This is a genomic window from Methylomonas sp. HYX-M1, from assembly GCF_040741385.1.
Taxonomy (GTDB): Bacteria; Pseudomonadota; Gammaproteobacteria; order Methylococcales; family Methylomonadaceae; genus Methylomonas; species Methylomonas rhizoryzae.
On sequence record NZ_CP160405.1, the window covers coordinates 2,966,157 to 2,979,180 of the forward strand.

Annotated in this window: 13 protein-coding genes and 1 tRNA gene; 6 read left to right on the top strand and 8 right to left on the bottom strand. The window is 55.4% G+C overall.

All coding sequences use genetic code 11. The annotated features are described in order from the left end of the window. Positions 1 to 9: 9 nt before the first annotated feature. The 8 genes from AB0A83_RS13360 to hemN form a co-directional block, all read right to left on the bottom strand. Positions 10 to 480, bottom strand: a complete 471-nt coding sequence (locus tag AB0A83_RS13360) for a GNAT family N-acetyltransferase (RefSeq protein WP_150049200.1) — start codon at positions 478 to 480, stop codon at positions 10 to 12. A gap of 162 nt (positions 481 to 642) precedes the next feature. Continuing rightward, positions 643 to 1,041 (bottom strand): hypothetical protein, encoded by a 399-nt coding sequence (locus AB0A83_RS13365; RefSeq protein WP_367154433.1) that lies wholly within the window; start codon positions 1,039 to 1,041, stop codon positions 643 to 645. A 136-nt stretch (positions 1,042 to 1,177) separates the two neighbouring features. Beyond that, positions 1,178 to 1,624, bottom strand: a complete 447-nt coding sequence (locus AB0A83_RS13370; protein ID WP_190303138.1) for a hypothetical protein — start codon at positions 1,622 to 1,624, stop codon at positions 1,178 to 1,180. An 84-nt stretch (positions 1,625 to 1,708) separates the two neighbouring features. Then, positions 1,709 to 2,203 (bottom strand): ATP-binding protein, encoded by a 495-nt coding sequence (locus AB0A83_RS13375; RefSeq protein ID WP_150049205.1) that lies wholly within the window; start codon positions 2,201 to 2,203, stop codon positions 1,709 to 1,711. A 438-nt stretch (positions 2,204 to 2,641) separates the two neighbouring features. Next, positions 2,642 to 2,718: transfer RNA gene (locus AB0A83_RS13380), tRNA-Arg, on the bottom strand. Between the two features lie 92 nt (positions 2,719 to 2,810). After that, entirely contained in the window at positions 2,811 to 4,400 is a 1,590-nt protein-coding gene (locus AB0A83_RS13385; protein WP_150049206.1) for a glycosyltransferase, read from the bottom strand. Further along, positions 4,393 to 5,439, bottom strand: coding sequence for a glycosyltransferase family 2 protein (locus AB0A83_RS13390; RefSeq protein WP_150049207.1), 1,047 nt, complete (start codon positions 5,437 to 5,439; stop codon positions 4,393 to 4,395). The genes AB0A83_RS13385 and AB0A83_RS13390 overlap by 8 nt, the downstream gene beginning before the upstream one ends. Before the next feature lie 47 nt (positions 5,440 to 5,486). Next, entirely contained in the window at positions 5,487 to 6,866 is a 1,380-nt protein-coding gene (gene hemN, locus AB0A83_RS13395; RefSeq protein WP_150049208.1) for an oxygen-independent coproporphyrinogen III oxidase, read from the bottom strand. Between the two features lie 197 nt (positions 6,867 to 7,063). Here hemN and purE point away from each other — a divergent pair, with 197 nt between their 5' ends. From purE to AB0A83_RS13425, 6 genes are all read left to right on the top strand, one after another. Continuing rightward, a complete protein-coding gene (purE, locus tag AB0A83_RS13400; RefSeq protein WP_150049209.1) occupies positions 7,064 to 7,561 on the top strand; it encodes a 5-(carboxyamino)imidazole ribonucleotide mutase in 498 nt (165 codons plus the stop codon). Beyond that, positions 7,558 to 8,652 carry a 5-(carboxyamino)imidazole ribonucleotide synthase gene (locus AB0A83_RS13405; RefSeq protein WP_367154437.1) on the top strand — a complete coding sequence of 365 codons (1,095 nt, stop codon included), beginning with the start codon at positions 7,558 to 7,560 and terminating at the stop codon, positions 8,650 to 8,652. The genes purE and AB0A83_RS13405 overlap by 4 nt, the downstream gene beginning before the upstream one ends. 189 nt (positions 8,653 to 8,841) lie before the next feature. Next, positions 8,842 to 10,203 carry a V-type ATP synthase subunit B gene (locus AB0A83_RS13410; RefSeq protein WP_367154438.1) on the top strand — a complete coding sequence of 454 codons (1,362 nt, stop codon included), beginning with the start codon at positions 8,842 to 8,844 and terminating at the stop codon, positions 10,201 to 10,203. Continuing rightward, positions 10,181 to 10,783: a V-type ATP synthase subunit D gene (locus AB0A83_RS13415; protein WP_367154439.1), complete on the top strand. Its 603-nt coding sequence runs from the start codon at positions 10,181 to 10,183 to the stop codon at positions 10,781 to 10,783. Before AB0A83_RS13410 ends, AB0A83_RS13415 begins: the two co-directional genes overlap by 23 nt. Further along, positions 10,783 to 12,582, top strand: a complete 1,800-nt coding sequence (locus AB0A83_RS13420) for a V-type ATP synthase subunit I (protein WP_367154440.1) — start codon at positions 10,783 to 10,785, stop codon at positions 12,580 to 12,582. Before AB0A83_RS13415 ends, AB0A83_RS13420 begins: the two co-directional genes overlap by 1 nt. Then, on the top strand, positions 12,575 to 13,024 hold the full coding sequence (locus AB0A83_RS13425) for an ATP synthase subunit C (protein WP_150049215.1): 450 nt from the start codon (positions 12,575 to 12,577) through the stop codon (positions 13,022 to 13,024). Before AB0A83_RS13420 ends, AB0A83_RS13425 begins: the two co-directional genes overlap by 8 nt.

The following is a 13,024-nucleotide window of genomic DNA, read 5'->3' on the forward strand; positions in this document are numbered from 1 at the left end:
ATTGCGACTTTACTTCGGTGCCAGCAAATCGGCCTGCATGACGCTCACCTCGTGTCCGCGGTACAACTCTTGCTGCAAAACCCGCCACTCCAGGCGCCGGTAAAAGGCTGCCCGGTCTGGGGTAAACAAATACAAACGTTCGAAGCCGGCGCCTTTGGCTTGCTGCATGACGTGCCTGACTAATTGCGAACCTATGCCCTGATTACGAAACGGCGGCGCTACGAATACGCTGGCTAGCCAGGGCGTCAACTCCGGGCGGGTATCCATATCGCAGGCGATCAATGCCGCCGAGCCGGCCAATTCGCCATCGTGCAAATAGAGGTAGGTGGCGGGAACCGCGTCGCCGTGCAAATAGGCCTGCATTTTTCCTATACGCTGCTGCAAGCTTTGGCCCGGGTTCAGTTCGGCCCATTCCGCCTGGTGCCAGGCCGCTAAGGTGGGAAGATGTTCCGGTAAGCTTGTCAGATTTACTATGGTCATATTGGTTCTGTACCCGACGATACGGATCAAACGCGAATGCGCTGAGGGATGTAAAATTACCTATGTGCATTCAGGGTTGGAAATTAGCCCTAACCCGATTTTTAAATCACTCCGTATTGAGCAAAAGTTGGTTGGTTTATTATGTTTCCAGCCAGTGAGCTGTTATGTGCAAAAGTTGATTGGGAGCAATTCTCGGTATCGGCCATTATGTGAAGCTTTGCATAACGGCCAGTAGCAGGCGTAAATGCAAGCAGTGAGTGGGCCAATTTCATTAAGCATCCATGTAGTTTCGACGCGCCCCGGAATCTCCATTTTATTCTTTGGGATCATTGTTAGGGTACGGCTTTCCGGATCCGTGTATTCACAAAGAATTTCGTCCTCACTTAGGTCGAAATGCTTATGCACCAGGTGCAAAGCGAAACGATCCAACTTCCCGTGCTTTTTCAATACTTCCCTGATTTCCGCCAAGCATTCAGAGTCTTGGTCATTCAATGGCTCTACATCTTGTAAATAGTTGATTGGTGCCCACTGCATAGGGGCGACTGCAATTTGCTCGCGCATGTTTCCTCCAAGTTTTACCTTTCCGCCGTTCAGACATCAGACCCACATGTGGCGGTTTTCATGAGAGTCTGACGCCTGCGCCCAGCCGCGTGCGTCTTCGCACGTCGGCTGCAGCTCGTTGTTGGGCCGCGATGTGTCACAGAATTCGCCATCGCAGCATGTAGTCAGGGCCGCTAGGTTCATAACGGCTTTCGCGATCAATTTGATCAACTTCAACTTGGGCGCGCTGGGCATTCCCAGGCACTCGATCCCTGCTTTCCTTTAGCCTCTCGTTTATCTCGTCCCATCTTCGGTTGACGCCACCATGACCCGGATGTGATTCAAGTTTCGCCTGACCAGACTCGTACAGAGCATTCCACTCGACAAAGATGCGCCACTGTTCAATCTCTAGCTGCAGAGACTCCGCGTCAATTGGCCAGACCACGAAGGTTCCAAGATATTCGTCTTCTGCTTCGTCGAATAGGGACCTGAATCGCTGAGGTAACCCGTTGATGTCCGCGACACCCGCGCGTGGTCCGTCATACCACTCGTTCTCGACGTACACCCTCTCAGGTGGACCAAATCCTTTCGTGTCGCGAGTCATATCTTCGAGGCCCAACGCCCGCCATAACCGGACGTAAAAAGCAGAGCGCAGCGGCACTTTTTGCGGTCCGAGTTTATGGCATTGTTATGCATTGTTACCAATTCTCATTGTGTTAAAGCCTTCTTCAGCTGCTGGCTCAACAAAATACTTCGTCACCTGAGCGAACATCTCCGCTGTATCAGTGGCTGCCCTCTCAGGTTGCTCTATACGTCTTTTCTCGATCTGTTCGAGGCATATTTCATTAGAAACATCGATATATATCAACTGATGACAAGCTTCCACCTCTGAGAAAATTTCCCTGAACCATTCTCTTTGTGAAACAGTATTTGCCGGGAAATCCATAACAACATCTGTGGCAGTATTTAATATTGATTGCACTAGCCTTTTAATAGGAGGCTTGATCTGGCTAGAATATTTAACATAGTCCTCTAGTGAAGCAATCATATTGGGGTATATAGACGTCAGCCATTCATCTTCGGATAGCAATACAGCATTCCTTTCCAAAGCGATTTCCTTGGACTTAGTTGATTTTCCAGCCCCCATCTTCCCGCAGAAAAATATCAGAGTACCTTTTGGCATTTCAGATCTCGTTTAAATGCATAACGTGAAGCTAACCGGGCGCGGCGCGTCTGGTCAAAACAGTAAAGCCGCATTGTGACCGCGCCCCGGGCCTACAAGACGGCCCAGAACAAGGAATTGTCGACGAGGATGAAAAGTCAAACCGCGAAATCGGCGGTTTGACTCAGCGGAATGTTCCGCTCAGTACAAAGATGGAACGGGAAGGTCTTTGCCCCGCCTCAAATTCCCGCGCCGTGAATAAAGACGAAATTCAAAACCGACAAATCGTAGGTTTTGGTCACTGGCTTTAGCGTGGTCGCCGATTCTGGGCATTTGCCACCTTCTCGCAATACCGTGGTTTTTCGATAGTTATTTGGGGTATTTATTTCCAAGTGGATCACCAGTGGATCATTGACAAAACAAAGACCAACCAAAATAACACTAAGCAATTGATTTAATTGGCGTCCCGGAGACGATTCGAACGTCCGACCTGTCCCTTAGGAGGGGACTGCTCTATCCTACTGAGCTACCGGGACTTTTTGAAAGGAATTAGGCGCTTACCGCTTGCTGAAAAGCGACTTTACCCCATGCCTGATGCGGCAGAGATGGACATTTTACCATGCCCGGTTCAGTTTTGGCCGTTTTGACTGGCCGATACGGCCCGCTCCAAAAAAATTTGCTGCAACCGGTTTTTATAATTTGTGCCGACTTTTGCAAGCGAAAATTCCGGCCATTGCATTCGGGCACCGCCGGATTCGGCTACGGCAAACCGACGCATCATCTCAGCCGCGTGGGCGATATCCGGTTCCGCCCAAACCTGACCGTGGGCGTGTGGGTATTGGTCGCAGCCGACCTCAACCAGCGAAAAGTTGACCAAATCGGCCGCCGGGGGCTTGCAGAAATCCACGTTTCCGGAGTAGCCGGTACAAATGACGTGCAAGCCCAGTTGCAAGGCCTCCGCCAAGCCACGGCCGAACCCTTCCGCACGGTGCAGAGACAAAAAGCAATCGCAGGCCTGGTATAAAGCCAGCAAATCCGGCCGGGGCAAGGTGGTTTCGACGATGTGTATCCTATCGTCATGTTTTGCAAGTTTTTTCAAACGCTCCCAAGCCGGATTTTGTTGTTTGGGTTGATGGGCTTTAATCACCAAGCCGACCGTGTCGGCACCGAAATCGCCGCTGTCGAAAGCGCTTAGAAAGGCGTCGACGCACGCCTGCGGATTTTTACGCGCCACATACGAATTCAAATCGAATGAAAAGCAGAACAGGATTGCGGTTTCCGGCAAATTGAAATGCCTTCTCGCTGCGGCCCGGTCGGTAAAGGCTGTTACGCTGCCAATGTCCACCGCCATCGGCATCCAATGTAAGGGCTTGTTGCAAACCGGCTCTAAGGCCTGATAGGTGTGCCGGCTGGAGACCCAAACCTCGTCTACCAAGGCTAGCATTTGTTCCCAGGCGGCGGGCCAGCGCCCCAATTCCCAAGGCCAATAGCCGATGTTGTAGCGGCCGTCGAGTTGTTGGCTGCCGTTTTCCAGAAAATAACGGCCCTGCTCTTCCGCGGTCATGCAAAACAGGTTGAAGGCAAATTCGCCCTGCCCGGTCACGTACTCGGCCATACTGGTATCGTTTTGGGCGATGTCCGCGCCCGGGGCAAAATTCAGCATAGCCATCGGTACGTCTGCCGCCAATAACGCACGCGCCGCCATCCGGGCGTCTTCGCCTATGCCTAATTGGCCGAATGCATAACCGATGACGTTAACGCCGAATTCCCGGTCGGAAAAGGATGCCGATTCGACCGGTGGAATTTGTTGCCGCGCTATCGCATACAGCACCTGGCTGCGACCCGGTTCCGGCAACCGGTCGATCAAGCGTTGTTCGTTGCCGGCCAACACGTCCCAATAGCCGTATTCGCTGACCCCGAAGCTATAAAACCAATCCAGGTAGGCTTTGCGTTGCCGCGGCAGCGGGAATTGGGCCTGCAAATCGCCGCGCCATTGCCACAACAGATATTGCAGTGGCGTCAACGAATAAGGATTCGCTTCGGTTTCGTTAAGCCAAGCACCGATCAGCGTGGGATTTTCCCGCAGGGCTTTGTACTCGGAAAGCCCGGAAGTAATCAGCCAGCCCATGAAGGCGTCGCGATTTTCCGGCAAACCGAACTGCATGGTTTCGCGTAAATCGATGCGCAAATCCAAAATCAATTGTTTTACCTCAAGCATTCAACCACCGTGCTTCCCGCCCTTCTTGGCGGCCGTGTTGTTCGAAATGCGCTTGGCCGCAGCTTATATGACCGTTTCGTACCGCAAACGCCACGTCGGGATAACGTTGCAAGTATCCGGCTTCGTCGAATTCGCGCGTTGGCGGTACGACTTGCGGCGCTTGCATCATAGGCGCAACTGAGGCGGCGACAATGGGCTGCAAAGCCTTTAATTCTTCCGCCGTAGCGACGGCGGCTAACTGCTCCAGCAGCTGTGCATGCCGGTGCGCCAAGGCTTCGCCCTCCAGGCCCTGATCGGCCAAACCGTTCAAATAGGCGGCCGCCCAGTGCGGCGCTACTACGCCCAGATGACGCTTGATACACAGCATGCCTTCCGCCGTTGCCCGGCTGCGCAGTCGAAGCGTAATGCACTCCGCATGCAGGCGCGAGCGGGCTTGCAGCGCATCGATAAAGCCGATGCGTTCCGGCACGCGGGTAAACGCTCTAAGCCAGTAGTCGAAATCGAATGCGGTTTTCAAGCCTTCGTCCAAGCGGCCCAGCAACACATACAAGCTTCTTTGGAAAAACACGCTGGGCTGACAAATAAAGCAGCCGAATTCGAACTCGGCCGCCGGGGTATCGGCGGGCTTGCTGGGGTAAAGCTCGATCACCTTGCCGCCGGCATCGATGTGCTGGCCGTGGCCGTACACCATTAACCAGTCCGGGTGGCGGCCGAACGCCTGCACGGCTCTATCGACCGCGCCGGGCAAATACACGTCGTCGGAATTCAACCAACCGATGACGGTCCCCCTGGCCCGCTGCAGCGCCTGATTCAAGGCATGGGCCGGGCCGGTATCCGGACCGGAATACACGCGCAATCGGCCGTCTTTAGCTTGCCGCTCGCGTAACCATTGCAAACTGCCGTCGGTAGAACCGCCGTCGGCGACTATCAACTCCAAATTCCGCCAGCTTTGCTCAAGCACGCTGGCCACCGCCTGCGGGATGAATTCCGCCTGATTCAGGCTGGGCATGACGATGGACACCAGTGGATTTGTTAGCATACGTTCCGAAAATCCGTCTTTACACTGTAGCGCTGATAAACAGCTGCTTAAATAACTTTGGAAAACTGCTGCTGTTTTTGAGCCAGATATTTATCGAACACCATGCAGATATTGCGGATCAACAGTCTTCCGGCCGGCAATACCTGAATGCCGGCATTATCCAGCGCCAGCAAGCCGTCTTGCTGCATAACCTCCAGCTTGGCCAATTCGCCCTCGAAATAAGCGTCGAAATCGATGCCGAAATCTTGCGCTATCTTGCCGAAGTCGAGATCGAAATGGCAAATCAATTGGGTGATCACCGCGCGGCGCAATTTGTCGTCCGCGTCCAGTTCCACGCCGCGAAACACCGGCAGCTTGCCCTGGCTAATCGCCAGGTCGTAGTGTTCCAATTCCTTGTAATTTTGCATGTAAGCGTCGCCGACCCTGCCTATCGAGGTCACGCCCAAGCCGACCAAATCGCAATCGGAGTGGGTGGAATAGCCTTGAAAATTGCGGTACAGCTTGCCTTCCCGTTGCGCCACGGCGAGTTCGTCGTCCGGTTTGGCGAAATGATCCATACCGATATAGACATAGCCGGCCTCGGTCAACTTTTTGCCGACCATCTGCAAAATATCCAATTTAGCCGCGGGCGACGGCAAATCCGCGTCGTTGATCTGCCGCTGAGTTTTGAAGCGGCTGGGCATGTGCGCATAGTTAAAGACGGAAAAACGATCCGGCGCGTGGGCCAGCACTTGATCCAAGGTACGGGCGAACGTGTCCTCGGTTTGCAACGGCAAACCGTAAATCAAATCGACATTGGTGGAGCTAAAGCCTTCGTTACGGGCAGCCTCCAACACTGCGAAAGTTTGCTGCTTGCTTTGCAAGCGGTTGACCGCTTGTTGCACCGCCGGATCGAAATCCTGCACCCCGAGACTGATGCGGTTGAAACCCAATTCGCGCAACAAGGCGATGGTACGGTCGTTGGTTTCGCGCGGATCGACTTCGATGGAATACTCGCCGCTGTCGTCGTCGTACAAGTTGAAATAGCGGCGGGTGGTATCCATCAGGCGTTTCATTTGTTCGTCGTTCAAAAAGGTCGGGGTACCGCCACCCCAGTGCAACTGAGCGACCTTGCGGCTAGGCTCGAACAACGCGCCCTGCATGGCGATTTCCCGGCACACATTATCCAGATAAGGTGCCGCGTGCGCCCGATTCTTAGTGACGATCTTGTTGCACGCGCAGTAAAAACAAACGGTATCGCAAAACGGCACGTGAAAGTACAAAGACAGCGGCCCGCCGGCGGCGTTGGACTGGTCGATATAAGCGCGATACTCGGCGTCGCCGAAACCTTCGTGCAACTCCAACGCGGTCGGATACGAGGTGTAGCGCGGTCCGGATTTATCGTAGCGGTGAATCAGATCCAGGTCGAATTCGATTGATTGGTCCATATCGGGGTGTTTTAGGCAAGCGAGCGCAGCGACGGGCTTGCCGTCGGTTGCTCTCGGAAAATTCGTAAATTGCGAAGGGTTATCTTACCAACAAACCCGGCCGGTGAATAATCAATGGTAAATTTGCCGGCATGGAAAAACCTCCCGATATGCGATAATTCCGCTCCTTTTCTGTTTGGCAATACCGGAGAGCTTGCATGACCGCATTGATAGGCATCATCATGGGGTCCACATCCGATTGGGACACCATGCAACATGCCGCGCAAACCTTAGAACACTTGAAGATTCCGCACGAAGTGGAAGTCGTGTCCGCGCATCGCACCCCGGACAAGCTGTTTGACTACGCGGAAAAGGCCGAGAGCAGAGGTTTGGAAGTCATCATCGCCGGCGCCGGCGGAGCGGCTCATCTGCCGGGCATGACGGCGGCCAAAACCGCGCTGCCGGTGCTGGGCGTACCGGTGCAATCCAAGGCGTTAAATGGCATGGATTCCTTGCTGTCCATCGTACAAATGCCGGCCGGCATTCCGGTTGGGACTTTGGCGATAGGCAAAGCCGGGGCGATCAATGCCGCGCTGCTGGCCGCCGCGATTATCGGCAACAAGCATCCGCACTACCGTCCGGCCCTCGAGGTTTACCGGCAACAACAAACCGAACAAGTCCTCGCCAACCCGGATCCAAGGCAGGTATCGGCATGAAAGTCGGCATCTTAGGCGGCGGCCAGTTGGCCCGCATGCTGGCCCTGGCCGGCTACCCGCTGGGTTTGAAGTTTGTGGTGCTCGATCCCGATCCTAACGCCGGCGCCGGCCCGATCAGCGAGCATCTGCTCGGCGCCTACGACGACCCGCAGTTGTTGGCACAACTGGCCGAAAAAGCCGACGTGGTAACTTACGAATTCGAGAACGTCCCGGCACAGGTGGCGCAATTCCTGGCCAGCCACACCACCGTGTACCCGCCGGCCAATGCGTTGGCGGTCGCTCAAGACCGCTTGCTGGAAAAAAACTTTTTCCGGGAACTGGGCATAGGCACCGCACCTTTTGCGCCTATTGCCAGCCTGGCGGACTTGCAAAACGCGATAGCCGAAATCGGTTACCCCGCAATCTTGAAGAGCCGGCGCATGGGTTACGACGGTAAGGGCCAAGTGGTGCTGAAATCGGCCGACGACTTGGCAGCCGCCTGGCGAGCGATGCAAGACGCGCCGGCCATCGTCGAAGGCTTCGTCGACTTCAACCGCGAAGTATCCATCATCGCCGCCCGCCGTCCGTCCGGCGACATCGCCTTTTATCCGCTATCGGAAAACCGCCACCGCGGCGGCATATTGCGCGTGGCCAGCGCTTGCAGCGCCGACCCCTTGCAAGCCCAGGCAGAAAACCAGGTTCGCCGTTTGTTGGAAGCATTGAATTACGTCGGGGTAATTGCGCTGGAACTATTCGACATCGACGGCGAACTACTGGCCAACGAATTCGCACCCAGGGTACACAACTCCGGGCACTGGAGTATAGAAGGCTCGGAAACCAGCCAATTCGAAAACCATCTACGGGCTATTTTGGATGAGCCCCTGGGCAGCACTCGCAACCGCGGCCAAGCCGCAATGGTCAACTTCATCGGCGGCCTGCCCGAGACGAGCCAATTGCTGAACCTGCCCAACGTTCACCTGCATTTGTACGACAAGGCGCCACGCAAAGGCCGCAAAGTCGCGCATGCCACGGTACGTTGCGATCAAGCCGAAAGTTTTCGCGACACGCTGGAAACTTTGGAAAACTTGGCGAAGCGGACGGACGACTCCTAAAACCTGCCGCATTTGGCATGTAAATCCAGGCAAAGGCCGCCGTTTTGGCGGCTTTTTTGTTTTTATCGATACGAGCAAAACTTCCGGCCTAATGTCCGATTGCAGGAGCAGCCTTAACATCTGTAACAATATTTCTCCTACACTAGAGGCGCAAGGCTTGCCTGGATAAGGCGCCAAATGGAGGTTTGGATGATAGAACACCTGATTAAACACCACCGGATTTTATCCATCGTCGGCAACATCATTACCGTCGACATCGACGCCGCAGGTCAGGGCGGCACCGGCACCCGCTTTGGCGATTTGGCCAGTGTCGAAGATCCTAACGGCGGCGATTCGTTGGCACAGGTCATTAAAATCGACGGCGGCAAGGTGTCGCTGCAAGTGTTTTCCGGCACCCGCGGCGTATCCACTGCCGCCGGGGTACGCTTTTTAGGCCACGCCCAGCAAGTCACGTATTCCAACAACATACTGGGCCGCATTTTCAACGGGACAGGCCGGCCGATGGATGGCGGCTCCGAGCTGCTGCCCGATCCCAAGGTCACCATTACCGGCGCGTCGGTCAATCCGATGAAACGGGTGCTGGCTTCCAAAATGATTCGCACCGACGTGCCGATGATAGACGTGTTCAATTGCTTGGTGGAAAGCCAGAAAATTCCGATATTTTCGGTGGCCGGCGAACCTTACAACGCCTTTTTGGCCAGAATCGGCATTCAAGCCGACGCCGACATCGTGGTGTTCGCCGGCCTGGGCCTGATCTTCGACGATTATCATTATTTTCACAGCCAATTCGAAAACGCCGGGGTATTCGCCCGCACCGTGATGTATTGCAATCTCGCCTCCGATCCCATCGTCGAGCGTCTTTTAGTGCCGGACATGGCGCTGGCGGTAGCGGAACGTTTCGCAGTGGAGGAAGCCAAGCGGGTATTGGTGTTGATGACCGACATGACGGCGTATGCGGACGCGATGAAGGAAATCGGCATTTCCATGCAACACGTGCCGTCCAATCGCGGCTACATGGGGGATTTGTACTCGCAACTGGCCCGCCGCTACGAAAAAGCCTGCGATTACAAGGGCGCAGGCTCCGTCACCGTGCTGACGGTCACCACGATGCCAGGCAACGACGTCACCCACCCGGTGCCGGACAATACCGGTTATATCACCGAAGGCCAGTTTTATCTGCACGACGGCGTGTTGGACCCTTTCGGTTCCTTATCCCGCTTGAAGCAACACGTCATCGGCAAAGTCACCCGCGACGACCACGCCCAAATCATGAATACCATGATCCGCTTTTACGCCGCCGCCAACGACGCCGAGCAAAAACAAGCCATGGCCTTCGATTTGTCGGATTACGATCGCAAGCTGTTGAAATTCGGCAAACTGTTTCGCCGGCGCTTCATGGACATCCAGGTTTCCATAGGCTTGGAAGACGCCCTGGATTTGAGTTGGCAAACCCTGGCCGAATGCTTTTCCGAAAACGAATTGCTGATGAAGCAACAGCTCATCGACAAATACTTCCCTAAATCCGCCCATGCCGCAGCTGTCGCTCAATAAAGCCACCTTGCACAAGGAGAGCGACAAATTGCGCCGCTACCGGCAATATTTGCCGTCTTTGGAACTGAAACGGCAAAAACTGGTGGCCGAACGCGTCAAGGGTCACCAACAGCTGGAACAGACTCGGCTGGAAATCGAGCGCTGCCGCCAGTGGATTGCCCAAACCCTGCCTATGCTAGCCAACCGCGACATCGAGTTACAGGAAATGGTCGGCGTCAGCGAGGTGCAAACCGCGCAGGAAAACCTGGTAGGACTGAATTTGCCGGTGTTGAAACGGGTGGTATTGAAGCATCGGCATTATTCGCCGTATTTAAAACCGCATTGGGTAGACCCCTTAGTGGCGCAGCTCGGCGCCATGCTGGAATTGCAATGCCGCTACCGCATCGACTTACAACGCTTGCAACTATTGGAACTGGCGGTGAAGAAAGTGACGCAAAAAGTCAATCTGTTCGACAAAGTACTGATCCCTAAAACCCAAACCAACATCCGCAAGATCCGCATTTTTTTGTCGGACGCCGAGCGGGCCGACGTGGTGCGGGCCAAAATCACCAAACAATTGCGCGAAGAAGCGCTAGGCTAATGGCTATCGTCGCGTTGAAAAAACTGAGCTTTTGCGGCTTGCAAGCGGACAAGGTCCGGGTGCTGCAGCAATTGCAAGCCTTGGGCGAATTGCATTTGATTCCGTTCGAAGCGCAAACCGAAGGCAACGCGCCCGGCCAATCGGTCGCCGACATGATGGAAGCGCTCCGCTTCTTGAACGCCACCGGCCGCAAACGCCATCAAGCCAAAAGCGCCAATGATTTCGACCTGCAACGCATCGTCGGCGAAGTGCTGCAATTAAAGGCCGAGTTGCGCAACTTGCACGACCGTTACGACAGCTTGCAAAAACGCATTCAAGAATTAACCCCGTGGGGGGATTTTCAGTTACCCGAAACCGGGTTACCGGGCGGGCAACGCTTGTGGTTTTACATTGTCCCCAAGCGTTTGATGCGCCGCATGCCGCTATGCCCCTACCCGTGGCAAGCCGTATTTCAAGACAATCTGCGTTGCTACGTGGTGGTCATCTCCGCCGGCGAGCCGGCCGAGAATGAATTGCCGGTGGCGCGCACCCATACCGGCTCGCAATCGTTGTCGGTATTGCGTCAGCAAAGCAACGACATGGCCATCGCGCTGGAAGACATGCAAGCCAAGCGCGAATCCTACACCCGCTGGATTGCGTTGATGACGCTACATTGCCACGAAATCCTGAATCAGGCCGAACTGCAACGCGCGCAAGCCGCCACTCGCGATACGGCCGGCGTATTCGTGTTGCAAGCCTGGTTGCCGGCCGACCGGGTGGAGGATTACCGCGCGCTTGCCGCGCGCCACGACCTAGCCTTGCTGGTTGAAGAGCCGAGCGAACAAGACAATCCGCCCACCTTGTTGCGCAATCCGGCAGCACTGGCAGGCGGCGAGGATTTGGTCGGTTTTTACCAAATGCCCGCTTACCAAGGCTGGGACCCTTCGGCGGCGGTATTTTTTTCCTTCTCGCTATTTTTTGCGATGATTTTGTCCGACGCCGGTTACGCCTTGGTCTTTGCCGGTCTGTTGCTGTTCAAGTGGCGCCGCTTAAGCAAAACCGGCAAAGGTCGCCGCCTGCGCCTATTGGCTGCGGTCGCGGTCACGTTGTCGCTGCTATGGGGTATTTTATGCGGCAGCTATTTCGGCGCCGAGCCCCGGCCGGACAGCATTTGGGCGCAGTTAAGACTGTTCGACTTGAACGATTTCGACGGCATGATGCGTTTGACCATCGCGGTCGGCGTGCTGCATTTGCTGTCGGCCAACCTGATCAGCGCTTGGCAAAACCGCCATTCGCCGACCGCGCTGGCCTCTGTCGGCTGGATAGCCCTGACCGGCGGCGGATTCTCGTACTGGCTGGATAGCCTACAACCCCTGCCCTTGCTGCACACCACCGGCATTAGCCTGATGGTTGCGGGATTGTCGCTGCTGGTTTTATTCAGCAGCCCGCGCGCGCTGAAAACCTGGCGCGACGGCCTTTGGCGCGTGTTGGACGGGCTGAAAAGCTTGATCCGCATCAGCCAGCTGTTCGGCGACGTGCTCAGCTATATGCGTTTATTCGCATTGGGCTTGGCCAGTGCCTCGCTGGCCTTGACCTTTAACCGGCTGGCCGGGCAAATCATGCAGCAATTGCCCGGCACCGGCCTGTTGTTCGGCATATTAATCCTGTTGTTCGGTCACGGCTTGAATCTGGCCTTGTGCTTGCTGAGCGGGATGGTGCACGGCTTGCGCCTGAATTTCATCGAGTTTTACAACTGGAGCGTATCCGACGAAGGATACCCGTTCAAAGCTTTTTCCAAAAAGGAGTCCGCTGATGGCTGAATTGTTACTGGTATTGGGATGGATAGGCTTGTACGCGCCTATGGCGCTTAGCTCGGTCGGCAGCGTGGTGGGCTGCTCGATAGCCGGCCAAGCGGCGATAGGCGCGTTGCTGGATACCGAATCCGGGCACGGCCGCTATATCGGCGTATCCGCCATGCCGTCGTCGCAAGCCATTTTCGGCATCGTGGTGATGTTCACGCTGAATCGCCCGGTCACGGCCGAAAACGCCGCCGGCTTGTTCTCCGTGGGTACCCTGGCCGGCCTGGCCCTGATGCTGTGCGCGATGTACCAAGGCCAATGTTGCGCAGCGGCCATTCACGCCTCCAAAGCCAAGCCGGAAATATTCGGCCTGTCCATCGTGCCGGCCGCGATTGTAGAAGGCTTTGCGGTATTCGCCTTCATCTTCGCGCTGGTGATCAGCGGCGGCATTCCCCACGGCTGA